This is a genomic window from Pseudomonas sp. 21LCFQ010 (genome assembly GCF_024129905.1).
Classification (GTDB): Bacteria; Pseudomonadota; Gammaproteobacteria; order Pseudomonadales; family Pseudomonadaceae; genus Aquipseudomonas.
Genome location: NZ_JAMYDZ010000001.1, coordinates 267,953 through 283,393, shown reverse-complemented (window position 1 = coordinate 283,393; position 15,441 = coordinate 267,953). Strand labels below are relative to the sequence as shown.

Genomic DNA, 15,441 nt, shown 5'->3' with positions numbered 1-15,441 from the left:
ACAGGCATCCACGCGCAATATCAAAGCGCAATCAGACGTTTCGTTAGTTCGCAACGTTCTGGTTTTAGCTATTAAAAGGAAGATTCAATGAAACGTGCTTTACTCGCCCTGCCACTGACTCTGCTGATGGGCGTGAGCGCCAATTCGGCCTTGGCCAACACCGGCACCATCAACTTCAACGGTGCCATCACCTCCACCACCTGCCCGATCCAGATCATCGACCCGGTCACAGGCAACCCGACCGGCAGCCATGTGAACATCGGTATTGTTTCGGCCAGCCAGTTCACCGCCACCGGCCAGGAAATCGGCAATGCCCGCTTCGGCCTGCGCCTGACCCCGGGTGGCGGCTGCACCGTGGTGCCGGGCGACGTCGCCAACGTAACCTTCACCGGTACCAAGGACGCCACTGGCAACTACTTCCGCTTCATGCCGGTCGACAGCCCGGCCGGCGGCGTGGTGGCAGCCCTGCGTGACGACCAGGGCGCGCCGGTGCTCAACGGCCAGCCATCGCGTGACTTCGACCTGGATGACACGTTGCCCACCGACATGGTGTTCCATGTCGCCCACCGCTCCGAGAGTGCCACTGTCACCCCTGGCGGCACCAAGGCTGACGTACGCTTTTCGGTAGCCATCAACTGATGCCCGGGCCCGCCCGGCGTGCCAGCGCCGGGCGCCGCCTGCCTCCAGGTCTTTTACCTTCCACAGGTATTTCCATGTCTTTGTCTTTCATGGCCAGGGCCCGCCCCGCCCTGTTGGCCGGCGCCTTGCTGCTCGGTCAACTTCCTGCCAGCCACGCCGCGCTGACGGTCAGTGGCACCCGCGTAGTGTTTCCCGGCGACAAGAACAGCGTGTCGTTGATCGTGTCCAACCCCAGTGAGCAGACCTTCGCGGTGCAGACCTGGGTCAATACCGCCGCCGACGACACCACCACCGCCGTGCCCTTCATGATCACCCCGCCGCTGTTTCGGCTCGACCCTGGGCAAGACCAACAGTTGATCCTCAACAAGCTGCCTCACGAACTGCCCACCGACCGCGAGTCGCTGTTCTATTTCAATGTCCAGGAAATTCCCCAGGCCCATGACACCGGCACGCAAAACCTGCTCAACATCGCCCTGCGCACCCGCCTGAAGCTGTTCTATCGCCCTGCCGGGCTCAAGGGCGGGCCCACCGGCCGGCTCAAAGAACTGCAGTGGTCAGTGCAGCAGGTCGGCGGCCAGACCCGCTTGCAGGTCGACAACCCCAGCCCCTTCCATGTGTCGTTCACCCGCATGGACATCAGCGGCAATGGCCACAAGCAGCGCCTGAACAGCCCGCCCATGGTCGCCCCCATGAGCCAGCAAAGCTACCCGCTACCGGGCATCAAGGCCGCCAGTGGCCTGCAGGTCACGTTCGCCGCAATCAATGACTATGGCGGTGTCAGCGACGATCACACCGCAGCACTTCAGTTCAGGCCCTGAGCCTTTCCAGCCGTACTGCCAGGAATATCCCCACATGCTTTTGCTTATCGGACCCACGGGTCTGACCGCCCGCTTGCGCCTGACATTACTGCTGGGTGCCAGTGGCGGTTGTGTTTGTTTAACCTCGCCCATCGCCGCCGCGACCCAATTCCAGGCCGGCTTCATGCGCCAGGCCGGCACCGAGGGCGCGGCCGCCGCACAACTGGCGCTGTCGAACCTGAGCGGGCACAGCCCGCTGGCGCCGGGCCGCTACCCGGTCAGCCTGACGGTCAACCTCAAGCCGTTCGAGCAACGCAGCCTGGATTTCCATCTCGATCAAGCCAACGGGCAACTGACCGCCTGCCTGCCAGCGCAGTTGCTAGAAGACATCGGCGTTAACCTGGCGGCGCTGGCCGAGCCGCTGCCCGCTGCCGACGCCTGTATCGACCTGCCGCGCCTGATCCCCCAGGCCAGTGTCCGGTTCGACAGCCAGCGCCTGAGCCTGGCGCTGTCGATTCCGCAAGTGGCGATGCGCCGCGAAGTCAGCGGGCAGATCGACCCCGCGCGCTGGGACAGCGGCATCAATGCCGCGTTCGTCAACTATCAGTTGGCGGCGCAACAGGGCAGCGGGCGCAACGGCGCACGCCATAACAGCGACGACCTGTACCTCAATGGCGGCTTCAACCTCGGCCAGTGGCGGTTGCGCAGCAGCCAGGCCTTGCGGCAGAACCCTCAGGGCCAGCGCCACTGGACCCGCGCCTACACCTACGCGCAGCGGGACTTGCCGGGCACCCACGCCAACCTGACCCTGGGCGAGACCTCGACCGGCGGCGAGGTGTTCCGCAGCCTGCCGATCAAGGGCCTGGTGATCGCCACCGACATGGCCATGCTGCCCGACGTGCTGCAAGGCTACGCCCCGGTGATCCGTGGGGTGGCCAACAGCCGCGCCAGGCTTGAGGTGTTCAACAACGGCTATCCGATCTACACCACCTATGTCAGCGCCGGCCCCTACCTGATCGACGACCTGAGCATCGGCGGCGGCAGTGGCGAGCTGGAAGTGGTGCTGACCGAAGCCGACGGCCAGGTGCGGCGCTTTACCCAGCCCTACTCGACCCTTGGCAACCTGATGCGCGAGGGGGTGTGGCGCTACGGCCTGGCGCTGGGCCGCTACAACCCGGCGGGCAGGCTCGACGACCCGCTGCTGGCACAGGCCAGCCTGGCCTTGGGCACCGCCTGGGACCTGACCCTGTACGGCGGCGTGCAAGGTGCGGGGTTCTATCGCGCCGCCACCCTGGGCGTCGCCCGCGACCTGGGTCAGTTCGGCGCCCTGGCGCTGGACGTCAGCCATTCGGCGGCGGATATCGATAACCGCACCACCACTAGCGTGTCGGGCCAAAGCTACGCGCTCAAATACGGTAAAGCGTTTGCCACCGACACCAGCCTGCGCTTCGCCGGCTACCGCTACTCCACCGAGGGCTACCGCGATTTTGCCGAAGCGGTGCGCGAACGCAGCCACGAGAGTACCTGGCGCGGCAGCCGCCGCAGTCGCCTGGAGGCTTCAGTGTTCCAGAATCTGGGCAAAGCCAGCACCCTGAGCCTGACCCTGTCGCAGGAAGACTTCTGGCACAGCACCTACCAGCAGCGCCAGTTCCAGCTCAACTTCAGCCATGTGCATCGCGGGGTCAGCTACAACCTGTTCGCCTCGCAAGCCCTGCAGGACGACAGCCGCTCCGGCCAGGACCGTCAGTTCGGCATAACCCTGTCGTTCCCGCTGGACCTGGGCCACTCCAACCGCGCCACGCTGGGCTACCTCGACAGCGGCGGTCGCCACAGCCAAAGCGCACGGCTGACTGGCAGCGCCATGGATCAGCGCCTGAACTACGCCACCTCGTTGGCCAATGACCAACACAGCGGCCAGTCAGGCTCGCTGTCCGCCACCTGGCAGGCACCGTTTGCCAGCCTGGGCGCCGGCTTCACCCAAGGCCGCGATTACCGCAGTACCTCGGTCAACGCCAGCGGCTCGGTGTTGCTGCATGGCGGTGGTATCGAGCTGGGCCCGCACCTGGGCGAAACCGTCGCGCTGGTCCATGTGCCGGACATCCCCGGCGTCGGTCTGAACAACGTGACCGGGGTCAAGACCAATGCCCGAGGCTACGCGCTGATGCCGCACCTGCGCCCCTATCGGGTCAACCAGTTGACGCTGAACACCGACGCACTGGGTGCCGACGTGGAAATCGACAACGGTGCAGCGCAAGTGGTGCCACGCCGGGGCGCGGTCATCAAGAACACCTTCAGCGCCCGTCAGGTCAACCGCTTCGTATTGACCCTGAGCCTGGAGAACGGCCAGCCGTTGCCATTCGGCGCCCAGCTGTTCGATGCCGAGGGCACGCTGCTGGGTAGCGCCGGCCAGGGCGGCCAGGTGCTGCTGGTCAGTCACGAGCAGCCGCAGACCGTACAGGTCCGCTGGGGTGAACAGCACCAGCAACGCTGCCAGTTGCAGCTGGACCCGGCGACCATGCAGCAACGCCAGGGCTATCGCCTGCAAGCGCTGACCTGCCGTGGCTGACTTTCTTACCTTGCGCCAGGCCAGCCTGGCGCCCTACAGGATTGCCCGTATGAACCCCATTTCACCCGCCGCGCTGGCCGCCCTGGCCTTGGCCGCCGCCATCCAGATCCAACCGGCCATGGCGCAAAGTACCTGCTGGATCAGGCCCGATAACAATCCAGGCATGACCTACGACTTGAACCTGGGCGCGGTGTATGTACCCAGGGACGCAGTAGCCGGCAGTGTCATCGGCGTTTTCGAGCAGTCATTTGGCCTGACCTCCAATGAGGGCCGCTATGTAGAGTGCCAGAACGATGGCGTGTCGGTGCTGACCTTCATTACCCGCTCGCAGGCACCGATTTTCCCCGGCACCCTGCCACCGGTGCTGGGTCAGGACTTCAATGGCAAGGTCTATGAGACCGGTGTGCCGGGTATCGGTGCGGTGATCCGCCTGGGCCATCCGTTCGATGGCCTGGCAGCGGATGCCTTTGAGCCGCAGGGTGAGCCGCTGGTGCCGTTCATGGCCTTGCTGCGCTCGAATGTAGCGGCCTTGCCGATTACCCCGTTGCTGGGCCAGGTGACACTGGTCAAGACCGGCCCGATCGCGCCGGGACCGCACATGGTCGACACCGCACTGTTTCATGGCGAGTTCAGCCTGGTGCCGCGTGCCATCGACTTCAACATCCGCGCCCATGTGATCCAGGCCCAGTGCAACGCTGCGGCAGTCAGTGACGACCCGGTCAAGCTCGGTGAATGGCGCGCCACCCAGTTCAGCGCACCGGGCACCACCACTACCCCCACGCCGTTCAGCATTCGCTTGAGCAACTGTGAAAGCGACCCCAATGATGACAATCTCGCCTGGGCCACGGTGCGTCTGGACGGCGTCAACGGTTCGACCCCGGTGCCGGGGGTGGACGGGGCTTTCTCGCTGACCAGCGACTCCACCGCCCAGGGCGTCGCGGTCCAGATTCTGCGCGGCGATGGCGTCACCCCGATTGCCTTGCAACAAGCGGTGCCGATCGCCACCCTGACCCCTGGCGATACCGTGCTTGACCTCAGTGCCCGCTATTACCAGACCGCTCAGGCCAATGGCGTCAAGGCCGGCCAGGCGAACGGCTCACTGAGCTTCACCATCAGCTACCATTGACATCCTCCCCGCCCTAAAGAGCGGGGATTCCTACAGCTAGACGGCGATGCCCCGCCGCGAGAATGTTCCGGGCCGCGTTTACATCGCGGTCGTGGGCTGTACCGCAGCACACGCAGGTCCATTCTCTTATTCGCAAACCGGCTCTACCTTTCGGACTGCTGGTGGAAATGCTTCCACAGCACGAGCAGGTCTGGGTGGTATAACGCTCGGCTACAACCTCAAAAACAACGCCTGCCCGTTGGCATTTCTGCTCCAGCATTGTCTTGAGTTGGCCCCATCCTGCATCAAGCGTGGATTTGGCCATTCGGGTCTTTACGAGTTTGGCGCTGGCTACATCGCCAACGAAAATGGCGGCGCAGCGCTCAACCAGGGCGGTTGAGAACTTGTGTTGCGCATCCTTGCGCCGGTTCCTGATCCTGGCATGGAGGGCGCGAACACGTGCCCTCTTGCCAGCACGCTGAGCGATGCCCAGCTTCTGCTCCAGGGTGCGATATTGGCGCCCTATCAGCACTTGGCCCTCAGACGTTGTCGCCGCTGCTTTAAGGCCCAGGTCGATGCCAATGGTGGCAGTGCCGATACACGGCTTGCTCTGAACCTGCACGCAGATATTGAGATACCAGCGCCCCCTGGAATCTTCACTGAAGCTTCCGGCCCGCAGGGCGTACTGGCTTAAACCGTAGCTGTCCCAAAGGCCAAACCTGAACCCGGCGAACTGAATCTGACCGTTCTTGTATTGCAAGGCACGAGCCTTGAATGGAATCCAGCCCAGGCTGTATTTGGGGCTGCTCCTGCTGGACACCCGCCAATTGAGCCTGGAACGCTTGAACTGCTTACGGGCCTTGGCGTAGTCCTCGCAAACCTGCTGCACGGTTGGCGAGCCGATCTGCACGCCGTCGCATTTGCTTAATCCATTGGTCAGCTTTTGCAGGTCAAAACCGGAGAGCCACTGGTGGCGTTCCCGGATGGCGCGATGACTCGTTTCATTGCAGTAGTTCCACACCATATTGACCTCGCGCGCCATCGCAAGCAGCGTTTTCGCGTGCTTGTCTTTGATTCGGAGCTTGAGGGTCCTGGTGTGGTTCATGGCATGAATTATGGTTTGGTCTTTCAAACTATGGGTGGCGTTGTCGAATCGGGTGGCTTCACTCAGAGGGTATCATCCAGACTGCTGCGTAAGCAGTTCGGGGATTTCCACCCCTGGCTCAAGCGAAGGGGTGTCCTCTGGTCGCCATCCTGCTTCGCCTCTAGCTGCGGCAGTGCGCCGATTGAAATCCTGCGCCAATACATCGAAGAACAGCAGACTCCCAACCAGGACGCCTACGGCGTCCGCGCTCTCGACCTCGGGCTAAACCTCGAGGCTTCTCGCGCATATGGTGACCGCTCAAGCCACCAATTGCAGGTTCAGGGTCGGGAAGGTAACGGTGCTGCTGCCACCATCGAAGCTGACCCTGGCCTGCACCGTCAGCGCCCCCAGCGGCAGGCCCTCCAGCAGGCTCTTGAGCGCATTGGTGGAGACATGAGCAGCATCGACATCGCCTTGTGTAATGCGATAGTCATCGAGCAACACCCGGGTGGCGCCACTGGCGAGCAGGCTGATAGTCAAACGCTGGTCGGGGGCCATGAACATCCATTTCGGCAGCCGGAAGGTGGCGTGATCGGTGACCGTGGCCAGGCTCAGACGCCCTGACGCGATAGTCGGCCGGGTGCACTGGATGGTCCTCCAGCCGTCGGTCTTTTGCTGCACGCTCAGGGTGTGATGCTGCGACTCTTCATCCGGACCATTGCCACTGACCCGGTAGTAGACCGCAATCTGCTTGCCCATGTGGGCTGGCACATACTCGGCGGGCACCTTGTAGCGGCGTTCGGCTTCAGCATCATCCGTCTGGTAGGCGCCATGGGTGCCGGGCGTGGCCCAGAACACTTCGATGACATCGCCAGGTTTGAGCACCGCTTCAGGCGCAATCACCACCGTGGCCCCGCTGCGCGCGGAGTCAGGATTGAGCGAACTCTGACTGCCTGACCCGACAGCCTCGGCCACCGTCGGCGGCGGCAATACACGCCCCACGGGTTGGGCCCGCACGGTCAGGCGCACAGGGTTGGAATAGGGCGTGGTATTGCCAGCACGATCCTTGAGTTGGTAGCAGGCATAGCGCTCACCATCACCGCGATCGCGGATCATCTGGCCGGCAAACGTCAGGCTGATGGGCTGGACGGTGCCACGCGGCAAGGGCCGGCTGGCCACTTCATCGGCTGGCAGAACCTGCTGCGGATCGCGGCTCCAGTACCAGGTGATCACATCACCCGGTGCCGCCAACTGGTATACCGGCACCTGCCCCAATAGCTGGTCGCCATGGTCGATCAGGTACTGCTCGGTAATGGTGTCGGTATCGAAGACCAGCCGCCCGCTATTGTTGCCCAGTACTGGCGCGGTCAGGTCGATGGTGACCTTCTGCTCCAGGGAGTGGGGGTAGAACTCGCTGGGGGTGGTCAGTTCGTACCAGACCTGATGCTCGCCCTGAGCAAGGCGCACCACCGGCACCTGAAACAACCGATCTTGCGCTGGAATATCCGGGTACGTGTCGCTGGGCCATTGGCGCGTCTCCAGCAAATGGTTACTCACCCCGGTGGTCCAGTACAGGCGCAGGATAGTGGTCCTGCCAGAAATCGGCGTGTGCTCCCAGGCCGGCACCTGCACCGACAGCGGTACACGGGCATCGGCCGCCGGCAGCAGGCCGGTTTCATCCCATTGCGGGTCGTCGGGCAACAAGGCCGGCACCTCAGGTGCCGGCAAGGTGATCACAGACGGGTCTTGATCAGACGGGCTCATGCTGAAGGTTCCTCGGTGCGGGGGTGGCTGAAGACCATTTAACCGCTGTACACCGAGGTGTGGCACTGGCAGAACCATCAGGCTGGCTGCCAATACCCTGAGGGTGACTCTAAATGTACGACGGCAACCGCTTACCAGTTGTAGCGCAGTCCCACGTTGGCCCCCCATGGCTGGTCGATGTGTTTGCCGTTGCTGTAGTCGAAATCGGCATGCACCTGCCACTGCTCGGCAAACGACATGGCGAGGCCGACACCCAGCTCGCCCCGCGAGCCGGACAGGTCGTTGTTGAAGCGGTTGTCGTTGACCCGCACCTGATTGTCGTCATTGAACTCATGCACCAGTGCGGCACGCACATAAGGCTGCACCGTGCGGCCCTGGCCGAGATCGAAATCACGCCCGGCCGTGGCCCCGAGCTTGCCCAGCACCGAGCCGCTGCGCTCGCCTTCGGCACGCAGGCCATTGGACAGACGGTAATCCTTGCCACTGACAGTCAGCGCCGACAGTTGACCAAACGGCTCAATGAAGTAGCCATCGTCCAGTTTGATATGGCGACCAAACTCCAGCGACGCACCCAGGCCATTGTTGTGGTAGTTACCCTTGCTGCGCTGGCCATCGCTCATGGCGACATCGGCCTTGTTACGCAAGTGGTTGAACTTGACCACCGCGTCCAGATAGTAACCGCTCTGTTGATCCAGCCAGGTGCCGTAGCCACCGACGTAGAAGCTGTCGACACTGCCACTGGTGCCCTTGCGCAGGTCCAGGTCCGACTGGCTGTAACCGGCCAGCACACCAACCAGCCACTGCCCGTCACCATACGGCAGCGGCGCGTCGGCGCCCAGGCTCAAGCCCTGCTGGGTCTGCCGGTAGCTCACATCGGTGCTGACGTCATATTTATTGCCATAGGCGCGCATCCAGCCGCCGGCCTGGCCGGGATTATGGCGCAGCTCGCCCATGCGCGTGCGCAGGCTGCTCAGTTCGCCATACCATACCGTGGGCGCGGCATTGAACAGGGCCAGCACCGAAGCCGTGCCCGGACTGATGACTTTGGTGGTGCTATCGAGATACCAGTCATTGCCCTGGCGCATCAGGTCATAAGACCAGGTACCGAGGTCCACCGGCCCGCCCAGCAGGCTGAACTGCGCATCACCGTCGGCGATCCGTACCATGTGCAGGCTGGCGTCCTTGAGCGGGTCCTGACCACTGGCGGTGACCGCCAACTGATGGTTGCCAGTGGCATGACCGGTTACATCGAGAAAGTCGTTGCGGCCCTGAATGAAGTCGGCCTGCATGGCAAAGGTTCCATTGCCAGACAGCTCACCCAGCGACAGGGTATGAAACGCATCTGGCTGGCCGAAACGTACCGTGCCGCCGTCCAGGCTCAGGCTGGCCAACTGATTGTCGCCGGCCATCACCCATTGCGCGCCACTGTCGACCGCCAGGCTGGCGACGTTGTACAGGTTGCCGGTCAGGCTGGCGGCATTGTGCAGTTTCAGGTTGGCGGTGGAGCCCTGCTCGACGTGGACATCACCGGTCAATTGGCTGTTGCTGACACTCATGTTGGCAGTGGCGCCGGTGTTGACGTTCAGCAGCACACCATTGGCCCCCTTGAGGGTCGAACCATTATTGACCTGGATCTCGACGGGATTGGAGGCCAGGCCATAGTCTGCGACCTCGATGGCTGCGCCACCGGTGCCTTCGACGGCAACGCCATCGAGCACCAGGCTGGCCGGCCGCGACAGGTCCACGCCCGGATTGAAGTGCACCCCGATATTGCCGGTAATCGAGCCGCCTTGCACCGAAGCCTGACCATTGTTGATCCACAGGCCGTAGACGCCACCACTGATCTGGCTGTCGAAGGCGGTAAAAGTGTTTCTGCTGCCAACCCTGACACCGGTGTCGCCACCATGGATGATGCTGTCGCGCACAATGGCCGTGGAGCCCTCGGCATCGGTGGCGTCACGCCCCATGAACAGGCCGGTGTCACTGGCATTGATGGTGCTGCCAGTCACGCTGCCAGTGGCGGCAGACAGATAGATACCTTCCGTTGTGCTGGTGACACTGGAGTTGTTCAACACCAGCGCCGAGGCACGCTCGACCTTGATCGCAGAAGTGCTGGCACCATTGGCCGTCAAGGTGGCGCCATTAATGACCCGGTAATTGGTCACTGGTGTCGAGGCGTCAATGGTCTTGTCAAACCGTACTGTTTCGGCGCGGGCCTGTTGCGCGACCAACATCGCAGGCAGCAAAGGCGTCATGAGTAAAAGTTTCAGGGCAGCATAAAGCGGCGCACGGCTAAAGGGCGGGCGAAGTGGCATTACGGCGTCTCCAGATTGAAAGAGCCGGCTCGATACTTTAACGAGCCGGCCAATTACGAAGGGGCGCCAAGACTAATAAGACACCACTCCACGAGCTATCAGATCAATCCGCAACCAATGTAGGAATATTCCTATTGTTGAGACAATTAATAAACAGCCCCTCATCGATAACTAAGTTGCCATTAATGGCACTTACTACTTCATGGCATTCCTGGCACTACACCAAGATCGCAACTTCCATCCGGCGTGTTCAGTTGTTCAGGTGAAACAAGTTCTTGCGCCGATTCGGATGTGACCGCTGCGCCGTTGATGGTCAGCGTATAAGTCACATCACTGCTCGCATATTTATTAACCGTATCCTCCCGTGCCGGCAGAATGTGCACGTCGTATGGGGTCACGAACCACGCCACACCATCGACATCCGCCCCGCTGGCAATCGTCAGATCTTCAACCAGCACGGTGCCGGGGACTTCAGTGGATGTTCCATACTCATACAGCACCCAGCGCAGGCTGATTTGCTCGCCGGCCACCAGATAGGCAGACGGCGGCACCTGCACCCGGTAACCGATGGCGCCATCGCTGCTGCGCCGGCGCAGTGCCGAGCAGTTGAGAATCGGCAGGCCACCTACATCAACGATATCCGGGAAGTCCGGCTTATCGAGCAATATCGGGATGGCATGCACCGTGACATCGGTAGGCCTGGAACGGACATCGTTGGGGTAGGCGGGGTTGCTCAAGCTGTAATGCACTTCGACCACCCCGGTGCCGCCTGCCTCGATTTCAGTCCACAACACGTTGAAGGTCATGGGGGTACCTGGCACCTCGGTGCCGACCAAGGTGATGACATGCTGCACCGCGACCCCCTTCCAGAACAGGGTGATGACATCACCGGCAGTTACGGGGTCATACAGGGTGAAGCTGGCCGCTGCCGGTTGGTTGGCATCGCCGGGACCCAGCAGGTTGTCCTGGCCGGCGCCGGAACTGCCCCTGACCACGACCAGATCCAACGCCGGATTGACCGGGTCCGGCTCGGCGGGGTTTTCAGGGCCGGTGTAGGCAAAATTGACATCAACCTCGATGGCATCGGCAGCAGGCAACGGAAAAGGCGCGCTGCCACGCAGGATGGTGTAGGTCACCGGCGTGACCTGGTCGAGTGGGTCGTCGGTGTATTCGGTGTCCAGGTGGTCCCAAGGCACCGGCACGGATACCGGGAACGGGTTGCCGCCCCCGACCCGCTGCGCGGGCAACTCGCCGACACCCCACTGGACCACGATATCGTCATTGGGCTGGTGCCCGGTGTAGTCGGCGATCTCCACCGTGACGCCCAGGTGTGCGTCCTCCAGGTCGATCAGCGTGTCGACACCGCCAGGGGCCAGCGGCACGAAAGGCGGCTGCAGGTTTTCCGGCACCGGCCCCAGCGCGACCTGGACCGGACGTACCCGCGACACCCGGCTGCGGTTGCCTGCCTTGTCGTACAGCTCATAGGCAACGAAGTGATCGCCCGAGCCCAGCGCATCAATGACGCTGCGCGGCATCAGCACGCGGCGGGTCTGTGCCGGCAGCAGTTCGACAATCGACGGGCTGATGGGCTGATCGGGATCCGGAACGGCGTTGGTCCAGACTACCGAGACCCTGACGCTGTCCTTTTTCTCTTCCTCGAATGCCGGGACGGTCAGCCACACACCGCCATCGGCGGCCAGCACCGCCTCGTTGACCGGACCTGGATCTTCCACCGCAGGCGGGTCATCCTGGCCCCAGATCGGCGTGCGGTCGAGGGTGATGAACTGCTGCGGCGCATCGGTGAACTGCGTGTCATTCCAGTTGCGCACGCTGTACCAGAAGGTAAACCGGCCCTCACGGCCGCGGAAAAACTCTTCCAGAATCTGCTCTTTGAGCGGGAACTGCACCGGCGCCCGCAGGGTTTCTTCATGAAGCAGTACCGGGTCAAGCTCGCCCTCGGCCCGCCACCACAGCCTCAGCCCGTAGCTACTACCTGGAGGAGGAATGGTGTCCATCCAGTTGCTTAACTCAAGCTGGATTGCCTCACCAAGCTTGGCCACCGGCATCAGGCCATCCGGGTCACCCGCAATCGCATCGACGATGCGCGCCACATCGAGTTCCAGCAGCGGCCGGTTGCGCAGGTAGTTTTCCCGGGTCTTGCGGGCGTTGCGTTTCTGTTCCGTGTCCATGGGCAGTGCCTCCTGGGCGGTTGCTGATGGGTGTCGACAAAACCAGGCAGCACCGCGGCTGCCAGACCTGACAGTTAACCCGCCCGCGCCAGCGCGCCCCACTCCCGGTTCTGCCAGCTTGACGCTGCACATAGCGCTGGCTGGCCATGGCAAAATGTGTCAGGCCTGATACATTGGCGACATTCGCCAGACATTCCCCGACGGCAAGCTTGCGCACCGCTCGCTGGCACCATGATGGCCAGCCGCTCGATCATGACTCGCCGCCTGTTCAGGCGCCCTTTCAGGCAGCAAACGCATATGCAAGCACTCCCCGACAGCCTCGCCGACGACTCAGCCAACGAACAGCGCTGGACCACCCGCGCCCTGATCGTCGATGACGACGTGGCGATTCGTGAACTGCTGTGTGATTACCTGGCGCGTTTCAATATCCAGGCCACTGGCGTGACCGACGGCGTGCAAATGCGCCAGGCATTGGCCGATGGCAGCTTCGATGTGGTGGTGCTGGACCTGATGCTGCCCGGCGAAGACGGCCTGTCGCTGTGCCGCTGGCTGCGTAGCAGCTCTGACATCCCGATTCTGATGCTCACCGCACGCTGCGAACCGACTGACCGGATCATCGGCCTGGAACTGGGCGCCGATGACTACATGGCCAAGCCGTTCGAACCCCGTGAGCTGGTGGCACGGATCCAGACCGTGCTGCGCCGCATCCGTGATGACCGCAGTGATCAACGCACCACCATTCGCTTCGACGCCTGGCGCCTGAACAGCGTGCTGCGCCAGTTGATTGCGCCAGATGGCCTGGTGGTGCCGCTGTCGAACGCCGAGTTTCGGCTGCTGCGGGTATTCCTTGAGCGCCCGCACCGGGTGCTGAGCCGCGAGCAACTGCTCGATGCCGCACGCGGGCGCTCCATCGAAGCCTTCGATCGCAGTATTGACCTGCTGGTCTCACGCCTGCGCCAGAAGCTCGGTGAAGACCCGAAAAATCCGCAACTGATCAAGACCGTGCGCGGTGAAGGCTACCTGTTCGACGCCCGGGAGCTGAGTTGATCCGTTCGGCCGACACGCTGTTTGCCCGGCTGTTTGGCGGTGCTCTGGCGGCGATCCTGCTGGCCCATCTGCTGGCCTTTGCCTGGTTTACCCACTACGGCCCGCCACCGCCGCCGCGCAATGATGCGCCGACTGTCGAGCTACGCGCCGATGATGGCAGCTCCAGGCCACCGCCCGGGCGACCCAAGCCGCCGCTGTTTGGCGGGCCGGTGGTGCCGCTGGTCTTTCAGTTAGTGACCCTGGTGATTGCTGCCTGGTATGGCGCAAAAGCGCTGGCCAACCCGGTAAGGCGCCTGAGCGATGCGGCCGAGCGTTTGTCGGACGACCTCGACAGCCCGCCGCTGGCAATCACCGGGCCGCGAGAAGCGCGCCAGGCCGCGCAGACCTTCAATCTGATGCAGGAAAAGATCCGCGAGCAGTTGCAACAACGCGCGCGCATGCTGGCGGCGGTGTCTCACGATTTGCGCACCCCGCTGGCGCGCCTGAAGCTGCGCGTCGAGCAAATCGACGATCAGCGCCTGCATGATCAGATGAGCCAGGACCTCAACGACATGATCGGCATGATCGATGCGACCCTGAGCTACTTCAACCAGAACCGCCAGAGCGAGGCCATGCAGCAGTTCGATGTGCAGGCACTGATCGAGTCGCTGGCCGAAAACGCCCAGGACAACGGCGACGAGGTGACCTATCAGGGCATCTGCCGCCCACTGAAGACCCAGCCGATGGCGCTGCGCTCGTGCCTGCACAACCTGATCGACAACGCGCTGCGCTACGCCGGCAGCGCCCACGTCGACATCCTCGATGAGGCTGATCGGGTACGCATCGCGGTGGTCGATAACGGTCCCGGTATCGCACCGGAGTTCTTTGAAAGCGTATTCGAGCCGTTCTATCGCCTTGAAGGCTCGCGCAACCGCAATTCCGGCGGGGTCGGCATGGGCATGACCATCGCCCGCGAAGCGGCCTGGCGAATGGGCGGCGACCTGCAACTGAGCCAGACACCGGGCGGCGGCCTGACCGCAGTGCTGAACCTGCCGCGCGCCTGAGGCCGGTTGTAGCAGCGTCGATACACAGCCTACATCGCGGCGACACCTGGATCGCTGAGCCTGTATGGGCCGATAACTGGTTATCGGCGCCCATCAGCCGAGCGAGTCAGTCCGATGATCAATGCAATCAGCAGCAACTATTCGAGTTACACCAGTACCAGCAATGTCGCCAGCAACCCGAGCAAGCGTTTTCAGGAAATGCTGCTCACCAAACTCGATGCCGACGAAGACGGCAGTATCAGCAAGGATGAACTGAGCAGCGCGCTGAGCAACGACAGCAAGGACGGTATCAGTGTCAGCCTGAGCCAGGCATTCAGTTCGCTGGACAGCGACGCAGACGACAGCCTCAACGCAGAGGAACTGGCCGCTTTCACCCCGCCACCACCGCCAGGCCGGCAAGGCTTCGATGTCGCCAGCCTGGCCACAGACCTGCTGGGTACACTGGACAGTGATGCCGACGGCGCGGTCAGCAACGATGAATTGACCACTGCGCTGAGCAATGCCGGCAGCAGCGCCGACAGCAGTAAAGTGTTCAGCGCCCTGGACAGCAACGAAGACGGCACGGTCAGCCTTGAAGAGCTGACCGCCGCCCTGCAACCGCAACAGCCACCGGCCGGCCCGCCGCCCGCGCAAAACCAGGCCGCCGACGCTGACAGCAGCAATACCCGCCAGCTCGACACCCAGGCATTGAACCGGATGATTGCCGCCCTCGGTGAGCGTTACGACACCGAAGGCAGCAAACCGGTAGGACGTTATCTGGACACGGCGGCCTGACCACGGGCACAGGCCCCCATCAAAGGCAACGGGATCGGCGTAGGAGCGGCTTTAGCCGCGAAAGGCTTCGCAGCTGAAGCGGATCGCCGCCCGGCCGCTCCTACGGTCAAGCGATCGC

At 62.9% G+C, this 15,441-nt stretch carries 11 protein-coding genes and 1 pseudogene; 8 read left to right on the top strand and 4 right to left on the bottom strand.

What is annotated here, in order from left to right:
* The first annotated feature begins 87 nt into the window (after nucleotides 1–87).
* The 4 genes from NJC38_RS01380 to NJC38_RS01365 all read left to right on the top strand — a co-directional run bounded on the left by NJC38_RS01380 (nucleotide 88) and on the right by NJC38_RS01365 (nucleotide 5,128).
* Nucleotides 88–639 carry a fimbrial protein gene (locus NJC38_RS01380; protein WP_253110586.1) on the top strand — a complete coding sequence of 184 codons (552 nt, stop codon included), beginning with the start codon at nucleotides 88–90 and terminating at the stop codon, nucleotides 637–639.
* Nucleotides 640–728: 89 nt separating this feature from the next.
* Complete coding sequence (locus NJC38_RS01375) at nucleotides 729–1,457, top strand: molecular chaperone (protein WP_253111360.1); 729 nt, start codon at nucleotides 729–731, stop codon at nucleotides 1,455–1,457.
* 34 nt (nucleotides 1,458–1,491) lie between these two features.
* Nucleotides 1,492–4,002 (top strand): fimbria/pilus outer membrane usher protein, encoded by a 2,511-nt coding sequence (locus NJC38_RS01370; protein ID WP_253110583.1) that lies wholly within the window; start codon nucleotides 1,492–1,494, stop codon nucleotides 4,000–4,002.
* Nucleotides 4,003–4,051: 49 nt separating this feature from the next.
* Entirely contained in the window at nucleotides 4,052–5,128 is a 1,077-nt protein-coding gene (locus NJC38_RS01365; RefSeq protein ID WP_253110581.1) for a fimbrial protein, read from the top strand.
* A 13-nt stretch (nucleotides 5,129–5,141) separates the two neighbouring features.
* Here NJC38_RS01365 and NJC38_RS01360 read toward each other — a convergent pair whose 3' ends face one another.
* The gene (locus tag NJC38_RS01360; protein ID WP_253110578.1) at nucleotides 5,142–6,212 is read right to left on the bottom strand and encodes a transposase; all 1,071 of its coding nucleotides are present in this window, start codon (nucleotides 6,210–6,212) and stop codon (nucleotides 5,142–5,144) included.
* Nucleotides 6,213–6,246: 34 nt separating this feature from the next.
* On the opposite strand from NJC38_RS01360, the pseudogene NJC38_RS01355 reads away from it, so the two are divergent.
* Nucleotides 6,247–6,437 (top strand): annotated as a pseudogene (locus NJC38_RS01355) (transposase); the annotation flags it as partial.
* A gap of 72 nt (nucleotides 6,438–6,509) precedes the next feature.
* On the opposite strand, the gene NJC38_RS01350 reads toward NJC38_RS01355, so the two are convergent.
* From NJC38_RS01350 to NJC38_RS01340, 3 genes are all read right to left on the bottom strand, one after another.
* Nucleotides 6,510–7,955, bottom strand: a complete 1,446-nt coding sequence (locus NJC38_RS01350) for a hypothetical protein (protein WP_253110574.1) — start codon at nucleotides 7,953–7,955, stop codon at nucleotides 6,510–6,512.
* Between the two features lie 131 nt (nucleotides 7,956–8,086).
* Nucleotides 8,087–10,210: an autotransporter outer membrane beta-barrel domain-containing protein gene (locus NJC38_RS01345; RefSeq protein WP_253110571.1), complete on the bottom strand. Its 2,124-nt coding sequence runs from the start codon at nucleotides 10,208–10,210 to the stop codon at nucleotides 8,087–8,089.
* Nucleotides 10,211–10,470: 260 nt separating this feature from the next.
* Nucleotides 10,471–12,459 (bottom strand): hypothetical protein, encoded by a 1,989-nt coding sequence (locus NJC38_RS01340; protein WP_253110565.1) that lies wholly within the window; start codon nucleotides 12,457–12,459, stop codon nucleotides 10,471–10,473.
* A gap of 297 nt (nucleotides 12,460–12,756) precedes the next feature.
* Here NJC38_RS01340 and NJC38_RS01335 point away from each other — a divergent pair, with 297 nt between their 5' ends.
* The 3 genes from NJC38_RS01335 (at nucleotide 12,757) to xopAW (ending at nucleotide 15,323) form a co-directional block, all read left to right on the top strand.
* Nucleotides 12,757–13,506, top strand: coding sequence for a response regulator (locus NJC38_RS01335; protein WP_253110562.1), 750 nt, complete (start codon nucleotides 12,757–12,759; stop codon nucleotides 13,504–13,506).
* On the top strand, nucleotides 13,503–14,549 hold the full coding sequence (locus NJC38_RS01330; RefSeq protein WP_253110559.1) for an ATP-binding protein: 1,047 nt from the start codon (nucleotides 13,503–13,505) through the stop codon (nucleotides 14,547–14,549). Before NJC38_RS01335 ends, NJC38_RS01330 begins: the two co-directional genes overlap by 4 nt.
* A gap of 114 nt (nucleotides 14,550–14,663) precedes the next feature.
* The gene (gene xopAW, locus NJC38_RS01325; protein ID WP_253110557.1) at nucleotides 14,664–15,323 is read left to right on the top strand and encodes a XopAW family type III secretion system calcium-binding effector; all 660 of its coding nucleotides are present in this window, start codon (nucleotides 14,664–14,666) and stop codon (nucleotides 15,321–15,323) included.
* Nucleotides 15,324–15,441 lie beyond the last annotated feature (118 nt).